Annotated in this window: 18 protein-coding genes; 6 read left to right on the plus strand and 12 right to left on the minus strand. The window is 72.6% G+C overall.

Translation table 11 applies throughout. The features are described 5' to 3' along the window. Positions 1–56 precede the first annotated feature (56 nt). The gene (locus ACPXBU_RS12800; RefSeq protein WP_425758196.1) at positions 57–1,946 is read right to left on the minus strand and encodes a non-ribosomal peptide synthetase; all 1,890 of its coding nucleotides are present in this window, start codon (positions 1,944–1,946) and stop codon (positions 57–59) included. 546 nt (positions 1,947–2,492) lie between these two features. On the opposite strand from ACPXBU_RS12800, the gene ACPXBU_RS12805 reads away from it, so the two are divergent. Next, positions 2,493–2,990, plus strand: coding sequence for a flavin reductase family protein (locus ACPXBU_RS12805; RefSeq protein ID WP_405427166.1), 498 nt, complete (start codon positions 2,493–2,495; stop codon positions 2,988–2,990). An 80-nt stretch (positions 2,991–3,070) separates the two neighbouring features. Here the strand turns inward: ACPXBU_RS12805 and ACPXBU_RS12810 are convergent, their stop codons facing one another. Next, the gene (locus tag ACPXBU_RS12810) at positions 3,071–4,234 is read right to left on the minus strand and encodes an acyl-CoA dehydrogenase family protein (protein WP_393366517.1); all 1,164 of its coding nucleotides are present in this window, start codon (positions 4,232–4,234) and stop codon (positions 3,071–3,073) included. Positions 4,235–4,484: 250 nt separating this feature from the next. On the opposite strand from ACPXBU_RS12810, the gene ACPXBU_RS12815 reads away from it, so the two are divergent. Both ACPXBU_RS12815 and ACPXBU_RS12820 read left to right on the plus strand, forming a co-directional pair. Then, on the plus strand, positions 4,485–5,912 hold the full coding sequence (locus ACPXBU_RS12815; RefSeq protein ID WP_393366515.1) for a UDP-glucose dehydrogenase family protein: 1,428 nt from the start codon (positions 4,485–4,487) through the stop codon (positions 5,910–5,912). Between the two features lie 148 nt (positions 5,913–6,060). Further along, positions 6,061–10,956: an SCO7613 C-terminal domain-containing membrane protein gene (locus ACPXBU_RS12820; RefSeq protein WP_425758197.1), complete on the plus strand. Its 4,896-nt coding sequence runs from the start codon at positions 6,061–6,063 to the stop codon at positions 10,954–10,956. 108 nt (positions 10,957–11,064) lie between these two features. Here the strand turns inward: ACPXBU_RS12820 and purE are convergent, their stop codons facing one another. The 4 genes from purE to ACPXBU_RS12840 form a co-directional block, all read right to left on the minus strand. Next, positions 11,065–11,556 (minus strand): 5-(carboxyamino)imidazole ribonucleotide mutase, encoded by a 492-nt coding sequence (purE, locus tag ACPXBU_RS12825; protein WP_393366511.1) that lies wholly within the window; start codon positions 11,554–11,556, stop codon positions 11,065–11,067. Positions 11,557–11,582: 26 nt separating this feature from the next. Continuing rightward, positions 11,583–12,758, minus strand: a complete 1,176-nt coding sequence (locus ACPXBU_RS12830) for a 5-(carboxyamino)imidazole ribonucleotide synthase (protein WP_425758198.1) — start codon at positions 12,756–12,758, stop codon at positions 11,583–11,585. 111 nt (positions 12,759–12,869) lie between these two features. Continuing rightward, on the minus strand, positions 12,870–14,906 hold the full coding sequence (locus ACPXBU_RS12835) for a thioredoxin domain-containing protein (protein WP_425758199.1): 2,037 nt from the start codon (positions 14,904–14,906) through the stop codon (positions 12,870–12,872). Positions 14,907–15,534: 628 nt separating this feature from the next. Beyond that, complete coding sequence (locus tag ACPXBU_RS12840; RefSeq protein WP_425758200.1) at positions 15,535–16,137, minus strand: hypothetical protein; 603 nt, start codon at positions 16,135–16,137, stop codon at positions 15,535–15,537. A 115-nt stretch (positions 16,138–16,252) separates the two neighbouring features. Here ACPXBU_RS12840 and ACPXBU_RS12845 point away from each other — a divergent pair, with 115 nt between their 5' ends. After that, the gene (locus ACPXBU_RS12845) at positions 16,253–16,558 is read left to right on the plus strand and encodes a hypothetical protein (protein ID WP_425758201.1); all 306 of its coding nucleotides are present in this window, start codon (positions 16,253–16,255) and stop codon (positions 16,556–16,558) included. A 35-nt stretch (positions 16,559–16,593) separates the two neighbouring features. On the opposite strand, the gene ACPXBU_RS12850 is transcribed toward ACPXBU_RS12845, so the two are convergent. The 3 genes from ACPXBU_RS12850 to mca all read right to left on the minus strand — a co-directional run bounded on the left by ACPXBU_RS12850 (position 16,594) and on the right by mca (position 20,527). Continuing rightward, a complete protein-coding gene (locus ACPXBU_RS12850; RefSeq protein ID WP_425758202.1) occupies positions 16,594–19,125 on the minus strand; it encodes a putative bifunctional diguanylate cyclase/phosphodiesterase in 2,532 nt (843 codons plus the stop codon). A gap of 178 nt (positions 19,126–19,303) precedes the next feature. Beyond that, positions 19,304–19,597 carry a hypothetical protein gene (locus ACPXBU_RS12855; protein WP_425758203.1) on the minus strand — a complete coding sequence of 98 codons (294 nt, stop codon included), beginning with the start codon at positions 19,595–19,597 and terminating at the stop codon, positions 19,304–19,306. A 48-nt stretch (positions 19,598–19,645) separates the two neighbouring features. Beyond that, positions 19,646–20,527: a mycothiol conjugate amidase Mca gene (gene mca, locus ACPXBU_RS12860; RefSeq protein ID WP_425758204.1), complete on the minus strand. Its 882-nt coding sequence runs from the start codon at positions 20,525–20,527 to the stop codon at positions 19,646–19,648. A gap of 203 nt (positions 20,528–20,730) precedes the next feature. On the opposite strand from mca, the gene ACPXBU_RS12865 reads away from it, so the two are divergent. Both ACPXBU_RS12865 and greA read left to right on the plus strand, forming a co-directional pair. Then, complete coding sequence (locus ACPXBU_RS12865) at positions 20,731–21,171, plus strand: DUF4307 domain-containing protein (protein ID WP_393367095.1); 441 nt, start codon at positions 20,731–20,733, stop codon at positions 21,169–21,171. A 156-nt stretch (positions 21,172–21,327) separates the two neighbouring features. Continuing rightward, positions 21,328–21,825 (plus strand): transcription elongation factor GreA, encoded by a 498-nt coding sequence (gene greA, locus ACPXBU_RS12870; protein ID WP_099850624.1) that lies wholly within the window; start codon positions 21,328–21,330, stop codon positions 21,823–21,825. 58 nt (positions 21,826–21,883) lie between these two features. Here the strand turns inward: greA and ilvA are convergent, their stop codons facing one another. The 3 genes from ilvA to ACPXBU_RS12885 all read right to left on the minus strand — a co-directional run bounded on the left by ilvA (position 21,884) and on the right by ACPXBU_RS12885 (position 25,812). Further along, the gene (gene ilvA / locus ACPXBU_RS12875) at positions 21,884–23,104 is read right to left on the minus strand and encodes a threonine ammonia-lyase (protein ID WP_393366500.1); all 1,221 of its coding nucleotides are present in this window, start codon (positions 23,102–23,104) and stop codon (positions 21,884–21,886) included. Between the two features lie 134 nt (positions 23,105–23,238). Continuing rightward, a complete protein-coding gene (locus tag ACPXBU_RS12880) occupies positions 23,239–24,657 on the minus strand; it encodes an amidase (RefSeq protein WP_425758205.1) in 1,419 nt (472 codons plus the stop codon). Positions 24,658–24,669: 12 nt separating this feature from the next. Beyond that, entirely contained in the window at positions 24,670–25,812 is a 1,143-nt protein-coding gene (locus ACPXBU_RS12885) for a cystathionine gamma-synthase (protein ID WP_425758206.1), read from the minus strand. Positions 25,813–25,817 lie beyond the last annotated feature (5 nt).

The following is a 25,817-nucleotide window of genomic DNA, read 5'->3' on the forward strand; positions in this document are numbered from 1 at the left end:
TCGTCGAGGTCGCCACAGCGACCGGCTCCGCACGTCCGCGTGCTCCGGATGGCCGATCAGTGAGTGCGCTCGAGCGCGACCCTGATCTGGTCGGCGAGGTGGGCGAACGAGTCGGCCAGCAGCACGTCGTGCGGCTCGGATCGGACGCCGAGGCGGTCCTGGACCCGCCCGGCGAGCTGGACCGCCATGATGGAGTTGCCGCCCATCTCCAGGAAGTTGCGGGTCGCGGTGGGCTCGCTGCCGACCACGTCCCGCCAGATCACCCGCAGGGCGGCGGTCACCGGATCGGTCTCCGGCCCGACGGCGGCCTCCGGCCCGACGGCGACCTCCGGCCCGACGGCAGTCTCCGGCCCGACGGCGGCCTCCGGCCCGGCCGGACCGGGGGCGGCGGCGTCTGGACCGGACTCCGCCAACAGCCGGGCGATCGCGGCCCGGTCCACCTTGCCGGTCGGGCCGATCGGCGGTCGTCGGTCGAGCGGGACCCACCGGGAGGGCACCATGTAGTCGGGAACCTGCTCGGCCAACCGCCGGGCCAACTCGGTGAGATCCAGTTCCTCGGCCGCCGGCACGACAGCCACCGCGAGCAGCGCCTGCGGCCCGTCGCCGAGTTTCTCGGCGTACGCCGCGTCGGCCAGGCCGGTGGCGGTGACGGCCAGCTCGATCTCGTCCAGCTCGATGCGGAAGCCACGCACCTTCACCTGCCGATCACGCCGGCCCAGCACCTCGAAGACACCACCGGGAAGCTGGCGGGCCAGGTCGCCGGAGCGGTAGAGGCGCTCGTCGGTGCCCGGCCGGGTGACGAACCGCTCGGCGGTCAGGTCGGGACGGCCCAGGTAGCCCAGGGCGACGCCGGGACCACCGATGTACAGCTCGCCGACCTCGCCCGGCGGGACCTCGGTGAGGTCCGGGCCGAGCACCTGCAGGCTGGTGTGCTGGAGGGGACGGCCCACCGGGACGCGGTCCCGGCCGGCCAGGCTCTCCGGGGTGCAGTCATGGAATGCGGCGAAGGTGGTGGTCTCGGTCGGGCCGTACCCGTTGACCAGCCGCGCGGGCGGCGAGCCGGCGAGCAACCGCCGTACGACGGACAGGTCGAGCTGCTCACCGCCGACGAGGACGGTGCCGACGCTGCGCAGCGCGGCCGGACGTTCCCGGGCGATCAGGTGGAACAACGAGGTGGTCAGGAACAGCACATCGACCGACAGGTCGCCCAGATGCGTCGTCCACTCCTCGAGGGGCAGGTCCGTCACCGCGGGCAGGGGCACCACGCAGCCGCCGGCGGCGAGCGCGCCCCAGACCTCGAAGGTGCTGGCGTCGAATGCCGGATTCGAGGTGTGGGCCACGCGATCACCGGGCGCGACGGTGCAGAACAGCGGCTCGACCACCAGCCGACCCACCGCCCGGTGCGGAACCACGACCCCCTTCGGCTCGCCGGTCGAACCGGACGTGAACATGACGTAGATCGGGTCGTCCGCGTCGATCAGGTCCGGAACCGGGCCGGGCGCAGTCGGATCGTCGGCTGCCCCCGGGTCGACACGCCGGGCGGCACCGAGCCACGGCTCGTCCTGATCGGCGATCACGACGGAGACGCCCGCCGTGTCAAGCGTCCGGCGCACCCGGTCCACAGGTGCCGCGGAGTCGACCGGCAGGTATGCCGCTCCGGCACGCGCCACCGCGAGCATCGCCACGATCAACGACCGACCGCGCGGCAGGGAGAGGGCGACCACCTCGCCCCGGCCTACGCCCAGCCGGCGAAGGTGGGCGGCCAGCGCGCCGGAGGACCGCCACAATTGCGCGTAGCTCGTCGCTTCTGCACAGGTCGGGTCAAGAATGGCCGGGCTATCCGGTCGGCTCTGGACCCAGCGCTCGACGAGTGACGGCACCGCTCGCGAACATTCTGCTGGCAACACATTCCCCCTGAATGCGCTAGCGACAATGAGCAAGGGCATCACGGATGACAATGTCTCCGCGCGGTAGTCCCGCGCCACATTACCAAGACAGCACCGAGCGCAATAGTGATCCAGGTCACATCAATCGGGTGGAGCGGTCGACTTCGCCTGGATAGAAAAATGGCGAAATAGTACCACCTAAGATTACCTAGAGTGAAACAACGGTGCCGTTGCGCATCGCGGAGACCTTCGGCGCCGGCACGCCACAAAGCGGCCCCAGCACGGCCATGACCTGCAATTTTCCGACTACGCGACGCCCTCGTTCGAACACCTGGGAACAATCCGCGGACCCGCATCACGGAAAGTAGCCATCTCCCACACCGAGGCCGAAGTCCGTTATCATCGCGGACGCTTCAAACATGAACCGACCTCGACGCCGACAATTCCGGACCACCTTCGAACTCTTCGCCGCGTTACCGGCATTCATGCTGGCCAAACCCAATGTCGCCGACGTTGATTGCATTCATTTCGGTCAACCGGTCGATCACTCCGCGCCCGCCCCCGGTCGATCGCGGGCCGGCTGCGACCGGAACGGAGGACAGACTCGTGAACCCACCCGCGCCAACGGTTGAACCCGACCAGTTCCGGCACGTTCTGGGCCACTTCGGCACAGGCGTCACGACGGTGACGGCCCTCGATCCCGCATCCAACCGGCCGGTCGGCCTGACCGTGAACTCGTTCGCGTCCGTCTCGTTACGCCCGCCGCTGGTCTCCTTCTGCGTCAGCCGGGACAGCGGGAGTTGGCCGATCATGCGCGCCGCCGACCGACTCTGCGTGAACATCCTCTGCGTCGAACAGCAGGCCGTCTGCGAACGCATGGCCGCCTCCCGGGTGGACCGCTTCCGGGACCTCGACTGGGAGCTGTCCCCCGGTGGCGCGCCGATACTGGCCGGCGTGGTGGCCTGGGTGGAGGGCACGGTGGAAGCCGAACATGACGCCGGCGACCACGTCATAGTCGTGCTGCGGGTGCACCACCTGCACGGTCGGACGGACGGGCAGCCCCTGCTGTTCCTCCGCGGTCGCTACGGCCGCTTCACCTACTGAGCGCGACGAGCTGCCACCGCCGAGCGGTGCTCCTCGACGACGCGAGCCCGGACAGTACGGACCGTGCAGACGGCCCTCGATCAGTCCTTCAGGAGCTGCCGCGCCATGACGATGCGCTGCACCTGGTTGGTGCCCTCGTAGATCTGGGTGATCTTGGCGTCGCGCATCATCCGCTCGACGGGGTAGTCCCGTGTGTAGCCGTAGCCACCGAGCAACTGCACCGCGTCCGTGGTGATCTCCATGGCGGCGTCCGAGGCGAAGCACTTGGCCGCCGCGCCGAAGTAGGTGAGATCGGCGTCGCCGCGCTCCGACTTGCCGGCGGCCGCGTACGTGAGCTGCCGGGCCGCCTCCAGCTTCATGCCCATGTCGGCGAGCATGAACTGGATGCCCTGGAACTCGGCGACCGCCTTGCCGAACTGGCGACGCTCGGCCACGTACCCCTTGGCGTAGTCGAGCGCGCCCTGCGCGATCCCGACGGCCTGCGCGGCGATGGTGACCCGGGTGTGGTCCAGGGTCTTCATCGCGGTGGCGAAGCCGGTGCCCTCCGCACCGATCATCCGGTCGGCGGGGATCCGCACGTTGTCGAGGTAGACCTCGCGCGTGGGCGAGCCCTTGATGCCGAGCTTCTTCTCCGGTGCGCCGAAGCTCACACCCGCATCGGACTTCTCCACCACGAAGGCCGAGATGCCCCGGGAGCGGGCAGTCGGGTCGGTGACGGCGAAAACGGTGTAGAAGTCGGAGACGCCCGCGTTGGTGATCCACCGCTTCACGCCGTTGAGCACCCAGTGATCCCCGTCACGCACGGCCCGGGTCGTCATCGACGCGGCGTCGCTGCCCGCCTCCGGCTCGGAGAGGCAGTACGAGAACATGGCGTCCCCGGCCGCGACGGGCGTCAGGTAGCGGCGCTTGAGCTCCTCGGAACCGGACAACAACAGCGGCATCGTGCCGAGTTTGTTCACCGCCGGGATCAGCGAGGAGGACGCGCAGGCGCGGGCCACCTCCTCGATCACGATGGCGGTGGCCAGCGCGTCGGCGCCCGCGCCGCCGTACTCCTCGGGGATGTGCGGGGCGTGGAAGTCGGCGGCCCGCAGCGCGTCGTAGGACGCCTTGGGAAACTCCCCGGTCTCGTCGGCCTCGGCGGCGTGCGGGGCGACCTTCGCCGCGCAGACGGCACGCACCGCCTCCCGGATCGCCTCGTGCTCCTCGGGCAACCGGTAGACGTCGAACAACTCGCCTGCGGCCATGTTGGGCCCCTTCCCTTCACCGCTATCATGCGCAGTCTGTGACGACTCCTGACCGCCGACCGCGCAGACTGAAGACTAGCGACTGCAGTTCAGGTGATGTTACCGGCGCGTAGGTATGGGCATGAGGGTGCACCCACGCCGCTGGGCAATGATGGAGGACAACAGTGAGCCACCCCTCCGGTGCCCCGCCAGGCGCCGCAGCGGATTGCGGCGCGACGACGCGCCGCCAGTGCGAGCGGAGAAGACAGGCGTGACGATCCCCTACCCCACCATCCAGCCGACCCCCGCCATCGCGGCGGTGACGCCGCCCTCGGGCGCGCCTCGCCCGCGGGTGACGTTCCTGGGGACCGGCTACCTCGGTGCGACGTACGCCATCTGCTACGCCGAACTGGGCTACGACGTGCTCGGATTCGATGTCGACGCCGACAAGATCGCGATGTTGAACTCCGGTCAGGTGCCGATCCACGAGCCCGGCCTCGACGAGCTGCTGCGGCGCAACCTCGCCGCCGGCCGCCTCCGGTTCAGCACCGACATCGCCGAGACCGCCGACTTCGGTGACGTGCACTTCATCTGCGTCGGCACCCCCCAGCGGGCCGACGGGATGGGCGCCGACCTGTCGTACGTCGAGGCGTCGGTCACCGGCCTCGCGCAGCACCTCACCCGCAAGGCGCTGATCGTCGGCAAGTCCACCGTCCCGGTCGGCACCGCCGAGTGGGTGGAGCAGCTCGTCGGCAAGCACACCCCGCACGACCTGGGCGTCGAGGTGGCGTGGAGCCCCGAGTTCCTCCAGGAGGGCTTCGCCGTCGACGACGTCCTGCGCCCCAACCGGATCGTGGTCGGCGTGAAGAGCGAGTGGGCCAACGGCATGCTCTACGCCGCGCACAAGGGCGTGTTCGACCTGGCCGCCACCGAGGACCGCGAGGTGCCCCTGGTGGTCACCGACTTCGCCACCGCCGAGCTGGTCAAGGTCGCCGCGAACGCCTTCCTGGCCACCAAGATCTCCTTCATCAACGCGATGGCCGAGGTCTGCGAGGCCTCCGGTGGCGACGTCACCCAACTCGCCCGCGCGATCGGCTACGACCCACGGATCGGCAACCGGTTCCTCCAGGCCGGCCTCGGCTTCGGCGGCGCCTGCCTGCCCAAGGACATCCGGGCCTTCCAGGCCCGCGCCCAGGAGTTGGGCGCCGGCGAGGCGCTGCGGTTCCTGCACGAGGTCGACCTGATCAACCTGCGCCGTCGTACCCGGGTGCTGCACCTGGCCTCGGAGCTGCTCGGCCGCCGCTCCGGTCCGGCCGGCCCGGACTTCTCCGGCACCCGGATCGCCGTGCTCGGCGCGACCTTCAAGCCCAACACCGACGACGTCCGCGACGCCCCGGCGCTCGCCGTCGCCGCACTGCTGCACAAGGCCGGCGCCGAGGTGCACGTGTACGACCCGCAGGGCACCGAGAACGCCCGCCGCGCGGTACCGGAGCTGATCTACGAGGCCGGCATCAACGAGGCGGTCACCGGCGCGGACCTGGTCTGCGTCCTCACCGAGTGGGCCGACTTCCGCAACGCCGACCCGGTCGCCCTCGGCGAGTTGGTGAACGGTCGCAAGGTGGTCGACGGCCGAAACTGTCTGGACTCGACGCTCTGGACCCAGGCCGGCTGGGAGTACCGGGGCATGGGCCGCCCCTGATCGGACCACCCCACCGGCCGGCCATCGAACGCCTCGATGGCCGGCCGGTGTCGTTGTTTGCCCCGGACCCGCCGACAAGAGTCGAAATCCGGGCCAGCTTTGGGCATGCTGCGACAGTAGAAGTCCACAGTGCGGGTGGAGGGGTGTCGTGGCGAACTTTCAATGCTCCTCGTGCGGCCGGGAGATCAAGCCGGCCGTCCACTGCCCACACTGCGGGGCCGACCAGCCGCAGTGGGTCGAGCACCTCGCGGACATCGAGCGTTCGATCGCGGAGATGAAGGCGCGCGACGCCGCCATCGCCCGCGAGCAGCGGCAGATCGCCGCGAAGATGCAGGCCGCGCTCTTCCAGCGGGACATCCTCGCCCACGCCGGCGAGGAGCGACTCAAGCAGGCCACCCGGCCCCGCCGGGTGCTACGCCGCCGCCCCGGCCGGCGGCCGTCGGCCGCCGGCACGTCCGCGCCGCCCCGGGTCCCCCGCCAGGGTGCCCCGACCGCGCCCGAGGACCCGCCGCCGCCTCCGCCGCGGCCAAGCTGGCTGGACGCGGACGATCCAGCCCACCCCCCGGAAGCCTCGTCGCGCGAGGTCCAGAACATCCCCCTCGGGCTGGGCGCGTTACTGCTCGCGGTGGCCGCGGTGGTCTTCGCCGCGGTCGCCACCAGCTCGATGGACGCGCTGGCCCGGCTCGGCATCCTGCTCCTGGCCACGGTGCTGATGCTGCTCGCCCCACCGGTGCTGGCCCGGCGTGGGCTCACCTCCACCGCCGAGACCATCGCCGCGGTCGGCCTGCTGCTGGTGCCGCTCGCCGGCAACGCCCTCTGGGCCGTCGACCGGATCGGCGCCGGCGGCGCCTCCGGCACGGTCTTCGCCGGTGCGCTCTTCGCGGTCACCGCCGCGGTCGCCCTCGGGTACGCCGGCTGGACCGGTCTACGCGCACCCCGCTTCGCCACCGTGCTCGCCGCGCAGCCGGTGCTGCCGCTGTTGGCGTACGACCAGATCACCGGACCGGGCGGCTGGGCGCTGGTGCTGGCCCTGGTCGCCCTCGTCGACCTCTGGCTGGCCCGCTCCGGGGTGGCCCTGGAACGCCCCGCCCGGCAGGACCCGCCACCGTCGGGCGCCACGTCGACACCACGCCAGCGCAGCGCCGAGACCCGACCGGAGGGCGACCCGGAGGAGGCCGCCGAGCTGATCGACGCCGGCGCGGATTCGGCCGACAACCGGCCGACCCGCCCGGTTCCCGGGCTCGGCGAATTGACCTGGGTGCTGCACGCGGTGGCGGTCGCGGTCGCCCTGGCGTACGCGGTCACCGCCCTGCTCCGGGCGCAGACCGTGCCGACCGCGACCGGCGCCGGGGTGGTGCTGCTGCTGGCCGCCGCGATCGGGCTGGCCGGCGCGCTGGTGCTGCGTCGCCCGCCGCTGCCCGACGTCGCGGCCGGCATCGTGACGCTGGCCGTGATCGGCGCGCTGAGTCGCATCGCCTCGGTGGCCTTCCCGGGTCGGGCACTGCTGCTGATCGCGGCGGTCATCACGGTGACCGGGCTGGCCGTGCGCGCGGTCCCCGAGGCGGCCCGACGCGGCCCGCAGCTCGCCTCGGCGGTGGCGCTGACCGTCAGTGGGCTGGTGGTCGCCGGTGGCGCGCTCCGGGCCGGGTTGGCGCCGGTCCGGGCGGCACTGCCCGCCTGGGGTGCCGACCTCGACAGGTTCCCGGCCGAGCTGGCCGCCGCGGTGGGGCCGACCACCTGGCAGCTCGCGGGTGCCGCTCTCCTGCTCACCATCGCGGCGGTGCTGGCCCTGCCCACGGAGATCCGCCGGGAGTTCGCGGTCGCCGGCGCGGCGCTGACCGCGCTCGCCGTACCGGCCTCGCTCGGCCTCGGTTGGGCCGCGGCACCCTGGCCGATGGTGATCACCGCGGTCGGCATCGGGGTCATCGGGCTCTCCGCCCGCACCCAGCGAGCGGCAGCGGCGCACGCCATCGGGGCGGCCGTGGTGGGCCTGCTCGGCGCCGGTGCCAGCTTGTCGCGTCCCACGCTCACCGCCGCGGTCCTGCTCACCCTGTTCGCGGCCGGCACGCTTGTCGCGCTGGCACCCCGGATCCGGATCGCGTCGGCCGCCTCCGACACGGTCACCGCCTGGGCCGCCGGAGGCGCGGCGTTCGCGCTGCCCGGGGCGGTGGCCGCGTTCGTGGCCGCCACCGTGCCCACCGACCCGACGCCGACCCCGGCCAGCCTCCGGGAGGTGACCGTCCCGGTCCTGGCGGCCAGCTTCCTGGCGGTCTGCGTGACCCTCGGCTACGCCGCCGTGGTGCAGGTCTCCCAGCGCCGCATCCCCGCACCGCTGTCGGTCGGCACCGGGCTGGGCGCGTTGCTCGTCACCGCCGCCGCGTTCGGGGCGCCCGGCGCGACCGTCGCCGACGCCTGGGTGGGCGCGTTACTGCTGGTCGCCGCGGTGCTGCTGTTCCTGGCCCCCTCCATCGACGCCGGCCGTCGCGCCGAACTCACCCTCGACGGCTCGGATTTGGCCGCCGCGGCGGTCACCACAGCCCTGATCGCCACGCTGGTGCGGATCGGAGCGGTGCTCGCCCCGGGCGGGCAGTTGGCGATGGCCGCAGCCCTGGTCCTGCTGGTCGCCGTGGGAGCACGCACCATGCCGGAGGAGTGGCGGCGCGGACCAATCCTCGGCCTCGCCGCCGGCGGTCTCCTCATCGGCGTCCTCGCCGGTTGGTCGGCGCTGCGCGGTGGCGTCGGCGTGCTGGCCACCCCCGGCCCGATCTGGCAGGGCGACCTGAGCGGCTGGCCGGCGTCGCCCGTCGGCGGGGCCACCTGGCAGGCCCCTGTGGCGTTGGCGCTGTTGGCCCTCGCCGCCGGCATCCTGCTCCCGCCGCCCTGGCGGTGGGACGTGTCCGGCGGGGCCGTGGTGCTCGCCACGATCGGCGCGCCTGCCGCTTTCGACCTGGCCTGGTGGTCGCCGGTCCTGGTCGGCGGAATGGTCGCCACCATCTACGGGATGGCCGCGGTGGCCACCGAGGAGGCGCGCGCCGGGTTGTCCCGGGCGACGGTGGCCGGGGTGGTCGCGCTGCACGCCGCCGGAGCCGGCCTGGTCCGGCCCTGGACGACGGCACTGGCCCTGGTCAGCATCGCGCTGATCGGCGTGGTGGTGGCGACGCTGGCACGCGTCCTGGCCGGCCCCCAGGTGACCGACATCGACACCGAGGGGATGCCACCGCACCTGGCGCAGATCGGTGGTGCGGCGATCGGTGCCGCGCTGCTGGCCCTTCCCGGTGCGGTGGCGGCGCTGGCCGCCGAATTCGAGAACTCGGCGCAGGTGGTGCTGACCGCCGCGCTGGCCGCGTCCAGCCTCGGCCTGGCCGCCGTGGCAGCGGTCCGCCGGCAGGTGCCGCAATATTTGCCCTGGGTCAGCGTCGCGGTGGTCGGCGGGGCCAGCATCAGCGCCCTCGCCGCCATCCCCACCGGCCTCCCCGCGGGCGTCTACGCTGCCGCCGCCGCCCTGCTCGGCGTGCTGGCCGAGCTGATCCGAGCGGCCACCGTGCCGCCCACCGGCTCGGCCCAGCCGGTCCGGCGCTGGGCGGTACGGCTCGACGGCGCGCTACGGCGGCTGCCGGACGACCCGGAACGGCGCCGGTGGCGGGTCAACCCGGCTGCCGGCGCACTGGCCGCGGCGGCCCTGCCGACCGCCCTGGCCCTCGCCTCGATCGCGCCGGCGCTCGTCACCGCGCTTGTCGAGCCACACCGCACCCTGACCCGGATCTGGCAGGGCCCGCCGCCGGAGCTGCTCACCCCGCCGCCGGATGTGGTCAATCCGACGCACGTGCTGACGGCGTTGCTGCTCACCGCGACCGCCGCGTTGGCCGCCACCGGGTTCAGCGGCGGGCGGCGGTCCCGGGCCGTGCCGGTGGTGCTGCCCGGGGCAGCCGTCACCCTGCTGATCGCGCCCATCGCGTTGGGCCGGGGCTGGCCCGCCAGCACCGTCGCCGCGCTCGCCGTCTTCACCATCGCGATGCTCGGGCTCGCGCTGACCCCACCGCCGCCGCTGGCCGAGCGGGCCCGCTCGCTGCGGCTGGCCCGGGTGCTGGTGTTCGTCATGGGTCTGGCCGGAGGCAGCGCCGGGCTCGCCGGCAGCCTGGCCGACCGGCAGATGACCCTGTTCACCCTCGGCAGCGGTGTCGGAGTGGGCGCGGTGGGGGCGCTGTTCGGCACCACCCAGCGGGCACGCATCCTCGGCTGGCTCTTCGCCTCGCTCATGGCGCAGCTCTTCGTCCTCACCGTGGGCCTGGTCGCCGGGCTGGCCGCGGTCTGGTCCGCGTTCGGGGTGCTCGCGGTCGGGGCGGTCCTGCAGGTGCTCGCCGCGACCCTGCCCCGGCTGCGCCGTCCGGAGGCGCAGCGGGAAGCGTCCACCGTGGAATGGACCGGTTACGCCGCCGCGCTTATCGCGTTGGCCCTCGCCTTCGACTCGCCCCGACACATCGCCGCCCTGCTGGCCGCCTGGGGTGCGGTCCTCGGCGTGGCGGCGACCCGGCCCGGCCGTCGGCCGGTGGAACGCCGGATCCTGTTCTGGGCCGTGGTGGTCTGCGAGATCACCGCGTGGTGGATCCTGATGCGGGTCGCCGACGTGGCGCTGCCCGAGGCGTACACGCTGCCGTTCGCCGCGCTGGCCCTGCTCGTCGGGGTCCTGGAGCTGCGCCACCGACCGGACCTGAGCAGTTGGATGGCGTACGGGCCGGCACTGTTCGCCGCCTTCGTGCCGACGCTGGCCATCGTGCTCGCCACCGAGTCCAGCACGGTCCGGCAGATGCTGCTGCTCCTCGGCGCGGTGGCGGTGTTGATCTTCGGATCGTCCAGCCGGCAGCAGGCGCCGGTGATCGTCGGCGCGTCGGTCACGGCGATCGCCGCGATCCACGCGCTCGTCAGCCTCGGCCCGTGGCTGGCGCTCATCCCGGTGGGCATCCTGCTGCTCGTGCTGGGCGCGAGCAACGAGCGCCGACGCCGCACCCAGGAACGCCTCCAGACAGCCCTGCGAGGCATGAGATAGGTCCAAGGCCCCGGGCGACCCCTCACGCGATCTTGCACTTTCTGTCGCGGCACAAGGCGTAAATGCCACGAAGTAACAACCGAAAGTGCAAGATCGCCGGGGGTACGGTTAGGACAGGGTTGCCCGGAGGGCGGCTTCCTTGTCGGCCACCAGCTTTTCCAGGTTCTGCTGGTAGGTCGTCATGCTGGCGCGTAGCGTCTCGTCGGCCGCGCCGAGGATGCGGACGGCCAGCAGGCCGGCGTTGCGGGCGTTGCCGATCGACACGGTGGCGACCGGGATCCCGGCCGGCATCTGCACGATGGACAGCAACGAGTCCATGCCGTCGAGGTGCTTCAGCGGCACCGGCACACCGATCACCGGCAGCGGCGTCACCGAGGCGACCATGCCGGGCAGCGCGGCGGCACCACCGGCCCCGGCGATGATCACCTTCAGCCCCCGGTCGGCGGCGTCGCGGCCGTACTCGATCATCGCGACCGGAGTGCGGTGCGCCGAGATGACCCGCACCTCGTACGCCACACCGAAGTCGTCCAACACCTCGGCGGCGGCCTTCATGGTCGGCCAGTCCGAGTCGCTGCCCATGATCAGACCGACAGTGCTCACCGGGGTCTCCTTCTCGGCTGAGGGACTCACTCGTGCCCCTCACGCAGCCAGCGCGCGGCCCGTGCGGCCCGCGCCCGTACGTCGTCCAGGTCGTCGCCGAGCACCGTGACGTGCCCGACCTTCCGGCCGGGCCGCACCTGCTTGCCGTAGAGGTGCACCTTGGCGCCCGGTTCGGCGGCGAAGAGGTGGTGCAGCCGCTCGTCGATCGACATGCCGCCCGGCTCTCCGCCGAGCACGTTCGCCATCACCACCACCGGCGCGGTGAGCGAGGTGTCGCCCATCGGGTAGTCCAGCACCGCCCGCAGGTGCTGCTCGAACTGCGAGGTCCGGGCACCCTCGATGGTCCAGTGCCCGGAGTTGTGCGGGCGCATCGCCAACTCGTTGACCACGATCGCGGGCCGGCCGGCGTCGTCGCGCACCTCGAACAGCTCGACGGCCAGCAGGCCGATCACCCCGAGCGCGGTGGCCAGGTCGATGGCGAGTTGCTGGGCGGCGACCGCCAACTCCTCGTCCAGGCCGGGCGCCGGGGCCAGCACCTCCACGTTGATGCCGTCCCGCTGCACGGTCTCCACCACCGGGTACGCGGCCACCTGACCGAACGGCGACCGGGCGACCTGCACGGCCAACTCCCGGCGCAACGGCACCCGCTCCTCGACGATCAGCCGGGTGCCACCGGCGAGCAGCGTGGCCGCCAGCTCCGCGGCCTGGATGGCGTCGTCGACCATCCAGACGCCCCGGCCGTCGTAGCCACCGCGCGCCGCCTTGAGCACCACCGGCCAGCCGACCTGCTCGCCGAAGCCGACCAGGTCGGCGGGCTCGCCGACCGGCCGCCACGCCGGGTTGGGCGCGCCCAGCTCGGTCAGGCGTTCCCGCATGACCTGCTTGTCCTGGGCGTGCAGCAGCGCGTCCGCCGGCGGATAGAGGGTCACCCCTTCCGCCGCCAGCGTGCGGATATGCTCCGAGGGCACGTGCTCGTGGTCGAAGGTGACGACGTCGCAGCCCTTGGCGAAGGTGCGCAGGGCGGCCAGGTCGGTGTGATCGCCGTACTGGACGTCGGCGGCGACGAGCGCCGCGCCGTCGTCGGGGGCGGTCGCGAGCACACGCAGTGACTGGCCGAGGGCGATCGCGGCCTGGTGGGTCATTCGGGCCAACTGGCCGCCACCCACCATGCCGACAACAGGCAGACCGGTACGGGAATCCATAGCGCGGCCAGCCTATCCGGGCCCTCGGCACGCCCACCCGGTGGGCCGGCGGCCCGCCCTGGAAGCGCCGCCGGGGCCACCCGGCGTGCGGCGTAGGCGACTACTGTGCGCTCAGCCCAGCTCGGCGACCAGATCCTCCACCGAGGTGACCGGCCGCTGGCAGACGAACCCCCGGCAGACGTACGCGGCGGACCGTCCGTCGACAAGCGGACGGTCCGCGAGCAGCGGCACCCCGGGCTGGTCCGGTTGTCCCGCGACGACGACAGCCCCGGGCGGGGCGTGCCGTCGGGCCGCGGCCACCAGCGGATCGCCAGCCGGGTCGTCGGTCACCACGGCGATCTCGTACGGTCCGGAGAGCAACGCCTCACCGACCATTGCCGCGTACCCGGTGAACCGCGGGTGCTGCCCGACGATCGGCGCGACAGTGGCGAGCGCCGCCTCGGCGGCCTCCCGGTAGCGCGTCTCCCCGGTCAACGCCGAGTACGCCACCAGCCCGGCGATCAACGCCGACCGGCCGGACGGGGTGGCGTTGTCGGTCGGGTCGGCCGGTCGGGCGACGAGCCGTTCCGCGTCGTCGGCGGTGTCGTAGAAGGCCCCACCGGGCGCGGCGAAGTGCGCCAACGCCGTGTCCAGCAACTCGCCGGCCAGCGTGAGCCAGCGTCCCTCGCCGGTGAGCTGGTGCAGCGCGCAGAAGGCCTCGGCCACACAGCCGTAGTCCTCCAGGACGCCCGCCGGCTCACCGACCCTCCCGTCCCGGGAGACCCGGCGCAGCCGGCCGTCCACCAGGTGCACGGTGGCCAGGTGCTCGGCGGCGTCGCGCATCGCGCCGTCGGCGACGATCGTCACGCCGTCCATCAGGTTGGCGTCCTCATCCTGCGGGGACGCGTACAACGCGGCCACCTGGAGGAACTCGACGATGGCGGTGATCGCCAGGCCGTTCCAGGCGGCCACCACCTTGTCGTCGCGGGCCGGCTGCGGCCGGGTGTCCCGGGCACCGAGCAGTCGCCCGACCACCTGCTGCCAGCGGGCCCGGACCTCGGGGGCGGCGTCGTCGACGTCCCGGGCGAGCCTGAGCACGCTCATGCCCTCTTCAAAGGTGCCCTCGTCGGTCACCGTGAACAGGTCGGCGGCGAACCGGCCGTCCTCCTCGCCCAGCGCCTCGACGAGCTGGGCGGGCGTCCAGGCGTAGGTGAGCCCCTCGACGCCCTGGGTGTCGGCGTCCAGCGCCGACGCGAAGCCCTCCCCCGGGCGGTGCAGCTCGTCGGCGAGGAAGCGGGCGGCGTCCCGGGCCACCCGGCGGGCCAGCGAATCACCGGTGAGCCGCCACAGCTGGGTGTAGAGCCGCAGCAGCAACGCGTTGTCGTAGAGCATCTTCTCGAAGTGCGGCACCGTCCAGTGCGCGTCCACCGAGTAGCGGGCGAAGCCGCTGGCGAGCTGGTCGTAGATGCCACCACGGGCCATCGCCTCGGCGGTGTGCCTGGTGATCTCCAGGCTGCGCGGGTCGCCGGTGCGCTGGTGGTGGCGCAGCAGGAAGAGCAGGTTCATGTGTGGTGGGAACTTCGGGGCGCCGCCGAAGCCGCCGTTCGTCGCGTCGTACTCGGTGGCCAGCCTGCCGGCCGCGGCGTCGAGCAGCGGCGCGTCCAGCGGGGCGGTGGGGCCGCCGACGGCCGGTGCGCCGCCGATCGCCTCGACCACCGCGGCCCCCTGGCCCAGCACCGCCTCGCGCTGCTCCCGCCAGGCGGTGGTGACCGACTGGAGCAACTGCGTGAAGTTCGGGCGCGGGAAGTAGGTGCCGCAGAAGAACGGTGTGCCGTCCGGGGTGGCGAAGACGGTCATCGGCCAGCCGCCCTGGCCGGTCATCGCCTGGGTCGCGGTCATGTAGACCGCGTCCACGTCCGGGCGCTCCTCACGATCCACCTTGATCGACACGAAGTTGTCGTTCAACAGGGCCGCGACCTGCTCGTTCTCGAACGACTCGTGGGCCATCACGTGACACCAGTGGCAGGCCGCGTAGCCCACCGAGATGAGCACCGGGACGTCCCGCCGTCTCGCCTCGGCGAACGCCTCGTCCGACCAGGGCCACCAGTCGACCGGGTTGTCGGCATGCTGGAGCAGGTACGGGGAGGTGGCGTCGACGAGTCGATTCACGATTCCAGCCTGCCACACCGACGGGGCGCCCAGTCCGTCGTGGTGCCGCTAGGGTGCTCGGATGGGCGAGACTGTGGATTGGGCGCAGCCCGAGGTCATCCGGACCGGCTGCTGTGAGGGGGCGCGCTGGCGGCTCGAACTATCCGGCCCTGCCAACACCCGCGCCCAGAACCGGCTCGCCGGGCTCGCGGTGAACCCGGCCGCGCCGACCGACATCCTGCTCGCCCTGGTTCGGGACGGTGGTCGGCTGCCACGGCTCGTGCTCGCCGAGCGCCTCTACGGGTCGATCTCGGACCTGCCCAAGGAGATGCCGGAGGTCGCCGCGGCGCTGGTGGCGGTGACAGCCGAGACCGGCGATCCGCACCTGCTGCAACGGCTCGCACTGGAAGGCGACTTCCCGCTCGACGCGGTCGTGGCCCTGGCCGCCTCACCCGACCACCTGGTGCGGTGCGAGGTCCCCTGGATGAAGGGCTGCCCACCCGAGATCGTGGCCGCCCTCGCCGACGATCCCCACCCCGAGGTACGGCGGTCCGTGGCGTGCCTCGTCGACCTCAGCCCGGAACTCCAGGCGAAACTGGCCCGCGACCCCGACCCGGCGGTACGCGACGGGATTGGCCAACGCGAGCCGTCAGCCGAGATCGCCGAGATCCTCGTGCACGACAGGGTCCCCGCCATCCGGGCATACGCCGTCGCACAGACCGGAGACTGGCTGGGTGAGGAGCTGGCTGGCAGCCCCGACCAGGAGGCCCGCGCGGAGGTCGCACGGGTGGGACGCCTGTCCCCGGCCGCGATGCTGGCACTGGCCGACGATCCGGTCGTCGCCGTACGTCGTGCGCTGGCCTGGTCGGAGCGCCTGACCAGCCCGGTGCTGACGGTTCTCGCCCGCGACGCCGACCCCGAGGTCCGCCGCGCGGTCGCGCTGAACTCCGCCACGTCGACGGAGAGCCTGACGGCACTGACCCGCGATGTGGACGACACGGTGGCCCGTACGGCCGTCCAGCGCTTCACGACCGATGCCTCCCGACCGCTGCCCAGCCTGGCGCGGTTGGAGGCCGACGCCGACCGGCTCCCCGTCGAACAGATCGAGGACCTGATCGGCAAGTTCAAGTCCGGCTGCGAACCAGGCCCGCCCGAGTGGCCGGTCGAGAAGGCGGAAGAGGCACTCCAGACCCTGCTGGCGCAGTGCGCGGGTTCCCGCTCGGCGCGCGTACGCGCCGCCCTCCACCGCCAACTGGCAGCTGTCGGAGGAGACCGCCGCTCTCCTGGCCGACGATCGGGACCCCCTGGTCCGCCGCCGGCTCGCCCGGCACTGCAAGTATCCCGACATACTGCGCCGACTCGCCGCGGTGCCCGTCAAGGGCGTCGGCGAAGCGCTGGCGGCCAACGGGCAGACCCCGCCCGACGTTCTGGACCGGTTGCCCGCCAAGCCCCACCGGCTGGCGCGGAACTGGAACGCGTCGGCAGAGCTGCTGGACCGACTGCTCGACGGGGCCAACCACGTCACCCGGCTCGCCGTCGCCGAGCACGAGAACACCCGGCCGGGGACGCTGGCGGCGCTGGCCCGGGGCGACGTCGAGCGGGACGTGCTCCGCGCGGCCCGCGCCCATCCGGCCCTGCCGGTGACGGTCATGTGGGAGCTGCTGCACGTGTGATCGGCTGCCGCACTGGACCGCCGGGCCGGAGACGGTCAGGAGGCGCCGTCGGCGCGCAGCCGGAACACGTTCGACTCCGCCGAGTCGCGCAGCGACCCGAGCACCGCGCCGATCTTGTCGGCCGGCATCGGCTTGAAGAAGTGGTAGCCCTGCGCGGAGGTGCAGCCCAGCTCGGCCAGGGCCAGCCGCTGCTCGGCGGTCTCCACCCCCTCGGCGACCACGCGCAGCCCCAGCTCGTGGGCGAGCCCCACGGTCGTCCGTACGATCGCGGCGGCCTCCGGCGAGTCCGTCATCCGGATCACGAACGAGCGGTCCACCTTCAGCTCGTCCACCGCGATCCGGGTGAGGAAGGTCAGCGACGAGAAGCCGGTGCCGAAGTCGTCGACCGCGAGCTGCACGCCCATCGACCGGAGCGTGGCCAGCACCTCGTCGATGATCTCCAGCTCACTCATCACCACCGTCTCGGTGATCTCCAGGACCAGTCGGTGCGGCGGCACCTGGTGACGGCGCAGCGCCTCGGCGATCTCCGCCGGCAGCCGGGGGTCGAGCAGGCTGCGCGCCGACAGGTTGACCGAGATGGGGACGTCGAGCCCTTCCCGGGCCCAACCGGCGGCCACGCCGAGGGCCTTGTCCAGGACGTAGCGGGTGAAGGTGCCGAGCTGCTCGCTGTTTTCCACCGGACGGATGAAGTCGGCCGGGGTCAGCCACCCGCGCCGGGGATGCCGCCAGCGGATCAGCGCCTCCACCCCGGTGGGCGCGCCGGTGGCCAGGTCGACAGCGGGTTGCAGCGCCAGCACCAACTGGTCGTCGACCTTCAGCGCCTCGCGTAGCTCGGCCAGCAGGGCAAGCTGATCGGTGCTGGCCGCGTCGCGGGTGCCGTCGTACGAGGCGACGTTGCCGCCGCCCTCCTTGGCCTGGTACATGGCGATGTCGGCCCGGCGCAGCAGCTCGGTCAGGTCGGCGGTGCCGGCGTCGGCCACCACCACCCCGACGGAAACCTCGATCGACATCCGGACGCCGGCCACCTCGGTCGGCGCGGCCAGTCGCTCGGCGATCTCGCGGGCCTGACGCAGTGCGTGGGCCATCGGGGCGGCCCGGTCACCGAGCACCGGGACCGCGGTGAGCAGCAGGGCGAACTCGTCGCCGCCGAGGCGGCCGAGCAGGTCGCCGGGGCGGGCCAGCGCGCTGAGCCGGTTCGCGGTCAGTCGCAGCAGTTGGTCGCCCGCGGCGTGACCGAGGGTGTCGTTGACTTCCTTGAACTGGTTGATGTCCAGCAGCAGCAGCGCCACCGGGTGATCGTGCGCGAGTTGTCGCAGCGACTGATCGCCCTTGCCGAGCATCGCCGCCCGGTTCGCCAGCCCGGTGAGCGGGTCGTGCACCGCCTCGTACGACGAACGGGCGGTGACCAGCCGCAGCTCCCGGTGGGTCGCGGCGTCGTGCAGCGCGGCGGCGAGGGCGTCACCGAACGCGGCCACCGCGTCGCGTTCCCGGGCGTTGGGTGGGGCGGAGCGGGGAAACCGGACCCGCAGCCGACCGACCGGAGCGGCGCCGACCGACAGTGCCCGGCTCAGCTCGTGCTCGTCCGGCTCGGAGTGGTCCGGTGGGTCGGTCTCCCGGTCGACGAGCTGGCCGGTGGCGTCTCCCCGGTAGCGGTGCCACCGGCCGTCGGGCCGAGCGACGTCGACGTCCACCAGTTCGGCGTTGAACAGCGTCAGCGCCCCGGTGACCGCCGCGCTTGCCACACCTCGTTCGTCGAGCTGGTTGAGGGCCGCGGTGGCTTCGGCGAACGCTCGCCAACTGCGGCGCTCCTGATCGGAGCGCAGCCGGTAGCGGTAGGTCTGTTGCAGCAGCCACAGCAGTGGTGGGAGCAGCAGCAACCACCGTGGGTCGAGCTCCAGCAGGGCGACGACGACGAGCCCGACCGCGACGTTGCCGACGAACATCAGCAACTTGCCGCGCAGCGCGGCGAGCAGCGGCGGCCCGATCGGCAGCCCGTGCCGCAGGCCCAGCGTCACCCCACCCAGCCAGGCCGTCACCAGGAGGTAGGTCACCGACCCGGCGATCACGGCCAACGCCAGCGTCGGGGTGGGCGGGGCGAGCAACGGCTGCCCGAGCGCGGTGGCCACGGAGACGGCGAGTGCCGTGGCGGCGGCCAGCGACGCGGCGATCCGAACGATCTCCAGGGCCGGGCGGCGGTCGGTGTGCAGTGAGAGCATCGTCCAGGCCAGGCCGGTGCCGAGCAGTGTGGCGGACGGCAGCCAGCCGGCCGGCGTCAGGTGCAGGCAGACGATCAACGCCGCCTCGCCCCAGGTGATGCTGACCATGCCCGCGGCCGACCGGAACCGCAGCCGGGCGAGCTGGGCGAGAGCGAGCACGCCGACCGCGATGCCGAATCGGGCCGGCCCGCCGAGGGGGTCGTCGGCCGGCAGCCTGGCGGGAAGGGTCAACCCGACCGCGGAGGCGACCAGTGCGGTCAGGGTGACGGCGGCGGTGAGCACGAGCAGGCGGCCCGGTGTGCCGCGCGCCCCGAGCCGGTCGAACGAGTCGCCGGCCGGACCGGAGGTCATCGACCTCCCCCGTCAGCCGACCGACCGATGTTGCGGCGGGCGGCCGGTGCTGTGTTGGTCATCGGCGCCCCCTCCCGCACACGGCTCGGGGACTTTTGGTCCCCCGGCGGAAGGCTAAGCCAAACCGGGTGGCCGCAACAGGGGGCGACCACCCGGTTCGGCGTGATTCACGCGCTGGCTACCCGTTCCGGTGCTGCTGGTGCCCATTGGGGCCGGCAGTGGATGAATCGCGCCCCGCGGTCCCGTCTGTCGGATCGACGACTGAAGCGTCGGCCCTGGTCGGGTCGGCCGGCCCCGCCTGCTGCGGGAACCGGTCCGGCAGGCGGCGCAGCCGAGCGTTCATGTTGCGGATCAGCAGGATGGTCGCGGCGGCCAGCAGCAGGATGAGGAAGAGGCCCATCGGCCCGGCCAGACCACCCGTGCGGGTGTCACCGAAGTTGTTCTCCGCGAGCACCTGGGCAGCGGTCAGCATGGCGTTCCTCCGATGTGCGGTTGGTAACCAGGGTAGCCCTGCCCGGAATCAGCGCGCGTGCGCCGTCTCGCGCACTCCCGCGAAGAGATCGGACTCGGGCAGCGGGCTGTCGACCATGGATCGGGCCAGCTCGAAGTCCTCCGTCGGCCAGGCGTGGCGCTGCAACTCCATCGGCACGTGGAACCAGAAGCCGTCCGGGTCGACCTGGGTGGCGTGGGCGCGCAGCGCGTCGTCGCGGACCGGGAAGAACTCGGAGCACTCCACCCGCGTGGTGATCCGTGGGCCCTTGTCGGGCCGGTCCTCCCAGCGCTTGAGCCACTCCTCGTAGGGCGACTCCTTGCCCGCGGCCAGCATGCCCTCGTGCAGCGCCACGATCTTGGCCTTGGAGAAGCCGATGTCGTAGTAGAGCTTCAGCGGCTGCCAGGGCGCGCCCAGCTCCGGGTAGCGCTCCGGGTCACCGGCGGCCTCGAACGCGGCCATGCTCACCTTGTGGCACATGATGTGGTCCGGGTGCGGGTAGCCGCCCTCCTCGTCGTACGTGGTCACGACGTGCGGACGGAACTCGCGCATCAGCCGCACCAGCGGGCCAGCGGCCACCTCGACGTCCTGCAGGGCGAAACAGCCCTCGGGCAGCGGCGGCAGCGGGTCGCCCTCGGGCAGCCCGGAGTCGACGAAGCCGAGCCAGGCCTGATCGACGCCGAGGATCGCCCGCGCGGCGTCCATCTCGGCGCGGCGGATCTCGCCGATGTTGGCCCAGACGTCGGGGCGGTCGAGCTTGGGGTTGAGCACGCTGCCGCGCTCCCCGCCGGTGCACGTCACCACCAGGACGTCCACGCCCTCGGCGACGTACTTGGCCATGGTCGCCGCACCCTTGCTCGACTCGTCGTCGGGGTGCGCGTGCACGGCCATGAGTCGCAGCTGCTCTGCCAACTTCGGCACTCCTCGTCTGTGCCGGCCGGTGGACCCGACCGGGCTCGACCGGCTGACCTGCCGGGGATCGTTGCTCACCGCACCCTGTCGCCGGCCAGCACCGCAGGGCATGACCTGCCATTCCTGCCGCTGGACCGGGTGGGAGGATGGACTCTGTCATTCTTGCCGATGCCGCCGACAACAACGCCAGGAGATACCCGCCGGTGACCGAGACGCACGCCACAATTTCGCCAGGCGCTCCGGTTTTCCCCGCCGGACGTTACGGCCGTCGCCGGGCGCCTGGGGGCGAACGCCGTCGCAGCCTGCTCGCCGCGCTGGTGCTGCTGGCGCTCGTGGCGACGCTTACCGTGATCTCGGTGCGGCTCTACCGACAGTACGGCGATCCGGTCTACGACGCCCAGGTGATCACCTACACCGACATCACGGACACTCAGGTGCTTGTCGACTTTCGGGTGACCGTGCCGGCGGGCGGCTCGGCGGTCTGCGTGCTGCGCGCCCGGGACCGCGCGGGCGCCGAGGTGGCCCGTGACCAGATCACCGTCACCGCCCAGCCCGGCGACCGGCACGTCACGACCCGGCACCGCCTGACCACCACCGCGCGGCCGTTCATCGGCGAGGTTCTGCGCTGCCGACCCCCGGCCTGAGCTGCCACAACAGCCTCAGCGACAGGCCTCGGAGGGCGCCTACCCGGGGTGTCGGATCCGGACACCCGCGGTGATGGCCGACACGCTGTGTCGTACCGCACTGGTAACTTGGTAGTTCACCTGTCAGCCAGCCACGCACAACTGAGGAGAACGCCTGTGTCCACTGGCAACGAGGCGCCCGCCACCTGGCTGTCCCAGGACGCGCACGACCGCCTCCAGGCCGAGCTCGACGAGCACATCGCCAACCGTCCGGCGATCGCCGCCGAGATCAACGCTCGGCGCGAGGAGGGCGACCTGCGGGAAAACGGCGGTTACCACGCCGCCCGCGAGGAGCAGGGCAAGGCCGAGGGACGCATCCGCTACCTGCAGGAGCTGCTGCGCACCGCGAAGGTCGGCGAGGCGCCGACCGCGGACGCGGTGTCGCCCGGCATGGTCGTGACGATCTACTTCGACGACGACGCCGACGACACCGAGACCTTCCTGCTCGGCTCTCGGGAGATCGCGGCCACCACCGACCTGACCGTCTACAGCCCCGAGTCCGCGCTCGGCAAGGCGATCCTGGGCGGTCGGCCCGGGCAGACCTGCACCTACACGGCACCCAGCGGCGCCGACATCAAGGTGACAGTGGTCAGTTTCGAGCCCTTCTCCGGCTGACGCCGCCGGCTCCACCGCAGCTCAGACGCACCGCCCCGAGGCGTGGCACCCACAGGTGTCACGCCTCGGCGGCGAAGACCACCTGGTAGCCGCTGGCCCGCAGGGCGCTGATCAGCGTGTCCGAGTGCTCCACGCCCCGGGTCTCCACCGACAGCGCCACCTCCACCTCGCCGAGACTGAGGTGCGGGTTGGCGCGCTGGTGCTCCACGTCCACCACGTTGGCCCGGTGCTCGGCGATCTGGGTGAGCAGCGACGCCAGTTGTCCCGGCCGGTCCGAGCAGCGCACCGTCACCCGCAGGTAGCGCCCTGCGGCGGCCAGACCGTGCTCGATCACCCGGAGCATCAGCAGCGGGTCGATGTTGCCGCCGGAGAGCACCGCGACCACAGGCGTCTCCACCTCGACCACGCCGGCCAGCAGTGCGGCGACGCCGACCGCCCCGGCCGGCTCGACCACCTGCTTACCGCGCTCCAGCAGCATCAACAGCGCCCGGGAGATGTCCTCCTCGGAGACCGTGACGATCTCGTCGACGAGCTTGCGCACGTGGTTGAAGGTGATCTCCCCGGGCCGACCGACAGCGATGCCGTCGGCGATGGTGAAGAACGCCGGAAGCCGGACCGGCTCCCCGGCCACCAGCGAGGGAGGAAACGCCGCCGCACCGGCCGCCTGGACGCCGATGATCCGGACGTCCGGTCGCAGCGCCTTCGCGGCGACCGCCATGCCCGAGATGAGGCCGCCGCCACCGACCCCGGTGATGATCGTCTTCACGTCCGGGCACTGTTCGAGGATCTCCAGCGCCACCGTGCCCTGGCCGGCGATGACGTCCGGGTGGTCGAACGGGTGGATCAGCACCGCTCCGGTGCGCTCGGCGTAGGTCTGCGCGGCGACAAGTGACTCGTCGACGGTGTTGCCCGCGAACTCGACCTGCGCGCCGTACCCCTTGGTGGCGGCCACCTTCGGCAGCGGCGCGTTGACCGGCATGAAGACTGTGGCGTGCGTGCCGACCAGGCCCGCGGCGAGGGCCACGCCCTGCGCGTGGTTGCCCGCGCTCGCCGCGACCACGCCGCGCTCCCGCTCCGCCGCCGACAACCGGGAGATCCGCACGTACGCGCCGCGCACCTTGTACGAGCCGGCGCGCTGCACGTTCTCGCACTTGAGCCAGGTCGGCCCGCCCAGCGCAGCGGTGAGCGGGCGGGAGGGCTCCAGCGGGGTGGTCCGGATGACACCGGCGAGCAGTTCCCGTGCAGCCCGCACGTCGTCGAGACCGACCAGTTCCGTCATGCCCCGATCGTGCCACCCGGCTGGGGAGCCCTCTGCGGCGACACCGGCGTGGGTGACGGTGATCCACTCGACATCCCCTGATACCGGGGTATCAACAGTGCCTCGACAGGGCGATTCCACGGGACTCGAGTGGATCAGCCCCGGGACTGGACCTCCGGGGCCCCGAGACCGACCCGGGGGTAACCGGGAGCGTGCCGCGCCCACGGTGCGGCCAGCTCGAACTGGCCGGCCACACCGAGCAGCAGCAGCTCCGAGCCCGGCGGACCGACGATCTGCACGGCGACCGGCAGACCGTCCGGGCGGCGGCCGACCGGCACCACGATCGCCGGCAGGCCGGCGATGTTCCACGGCGCGGCGAACGGGGCGTACCGGATGTTGGCTGTCATGTTCGCCCGCCAGGACCTGTCGGACCAGCGCGCCGCCTCCGGTGGTGCGCTGGCCAGCGCCGGGGTGAGCAGCAGGTCGACCGAGTGGTCGGTGAAGAAGTCGACAGAGCGTTGCCGCCACGCGGCCCGGTCCGCCTCCCGCACGTAACCGCGACGCTGCGCCCACTCGCCCAGGGCGACGTGCCGACGGGTACGCCGTTGCAGACCCCGGCGGTCCAACCCGGCGGCCCGCACGTCGGTGGCGGCGGCGGCGAGCCAGGTGGCGATGCCCTGCAGGCCCAGCGCGGTGGGGTAGACCGGATCGGCCGGCACGGTGTCGTGCCCGGCGGCGGCGAGGAGCCGACCGGCGGCGGCGACCGCGTCCCGGTTGGGGGCGTCCGCTGCGACACCCCGCACCGGGGAGCGCAGCGAGACACCCACCCGCAGCCGTTGCGGCGGAACCAGCTTCTCGGCCCGCCGGCCGGCGAGCACCGAGAAGCCCACCGCCGCGTCGGCGACCGTGCTGGTCAGCATGCCGTGCTCGGTGAGGCCGAACCAGTCGTCCGCGCCGAGCTGGCACGGGACCACACCCCGACCCGGCTTGAGCCCGACCAGCCCGCAACAGGCCGCCGGGATCCGGATCGAGCCGAGACCGTCGTTCGCGTGCGCGATCGGCACCAGCCCGGCGGCCACCGCGGCGGCCGCGCCACCGGAGGACCCACCGGGGGTACGCGTGCTGTCCCACGGATTGCGGGTCACCGCGTGGTCGTCGTCGGTGACCGCCCACAGCCCCAGCTCCGGCATCCGGGTCACACCGAGGATCACCGCGCCGGCGCCGCGCAACCGGCGCACCACCTCGTGGTCGGCCTCCGCGACGTCGCTGCGTGCCGCCGCCGACCCGTTCCAGGTGGGCAGGCCGGCGACCGGAGTGTTCTCCTTGACCGCCACCGGCACCCCGGCCAGTGGCAGGTTGGCCAGGTCCTCCTGCTCGTCGACCTTCTCCGCCTCGGTGATCGCCTCACCGCCGCGGACGACGCGGAACGCGGCCAGCTCGCGGTCGGCACGGGCGATGTACTCAAGGTGGTCGGCGACGACCTGGGTGGCCGACACGTCACCTCGGCGTACGCCCCGGGCGATCTGCTTGGCGGTCGCCCCGACCCAGGTCGCCATGATGTCCTGCACGGCCATCCTCCCCAGCGGTCAGCCCAGCGCCTGCTCCAGATCGGCGAGTAGGTCGTCGACCGTCTCGATGCCGACAGACAGTCGCACGAGATCGCCGGGAACTTCAAGCGGCGAGCCGGCAGCACTTGCGTGTGTCATCCGACCCGGGTGCTCGATCAGGGACTCCACGCCTCCCAGCGACTCGGCGAGCACGAAGAGCTTGGCGCGGTTGCAGATGTCCACGGCGTGCTCCTCACCACCCGCGGCACGGAACGAGATCATGCCGCCGAACCGGCGCATCTGCTTGGCGGCGATCTCGTGACCGGGGTGCGACGGCAGCCCGGGGTAGAGCACCTGGGCCACCTTGGCGTGCCCGTCGAGGTACGCGGCCAGCCGCTCGGCGTTGTCACAGTGCCGGTCCATGCGTACGCCGAGGGTCTTGATGCCGCGCAGGGTGAGCCAGGCGTCGAAGGGGCCGTTGATCGCGCCCATCGCGTTCTGGTGGTAGCGCAACTCCTCGCCGAGCGCGGCGTCCGCGACGACCAGGGCGCCACCGACCACGTCGGAGTGCCCGCCGACGTACTTGGTGGTGGAGTGCACCACCACGTCCGCGCCGAACGCGATCGGCTGTTGCAGGTACGGCGAGGCGAAGGTGTTGTCGACCACCAACAGAGCGTCCGCGTCGTGTGCCACGGCGGCCAGGGCGGCGATGTCGGCGATGCCCAGCAGCGGGTTGGTCGGCGTCTCCAGCCAGACGATCTTCGTGCGGCCGGGCCGCATCGCCGCCCGGATCGCCGCCGGGTCGGAGACCTTCGCCGGGGTGAACTCCAGGCCCCAGCGCTGGGCGACCCGGGCGAACAGCCGGTACGTGCCGCCGTAGGCGTCGTCCGGGATCACCACGTGGTCGCCCGGCTGGCAGACGGTCCGCAGCAGGGCGTCCTCCGCCGCCAGACCGCTGGCGAAGGCGAGCCCCACCGGCCCACCCTCCAGCGCTGCCAGGCACTCCTGGAGCGCGTCCCGGGTCGGGTTACCGGAGCGGCTGTACTCGTAGCCGAGCCGGGGCGCGCCGACGGCGTCCTGGGCGTACGTGCTGGTCTGGTAGATCGGTGGAATCACCGCGCCGGTCCGCGCCTCGGGGTCCTGACCGGCGTGGATCGCGAGCGTGTCGAAGCCGTGGGTCATTCTGG

The sequence above is a fragment of the Micromonospora sp. DT231 genome (assembly GCF_049847025.1).
In the GTDB taxonomy this organism is placed as follows: Bacteria; Actinomycetota; Actinomycetes; order Mycobacteriales; family Micromonosporaceae; genus Micromonospora.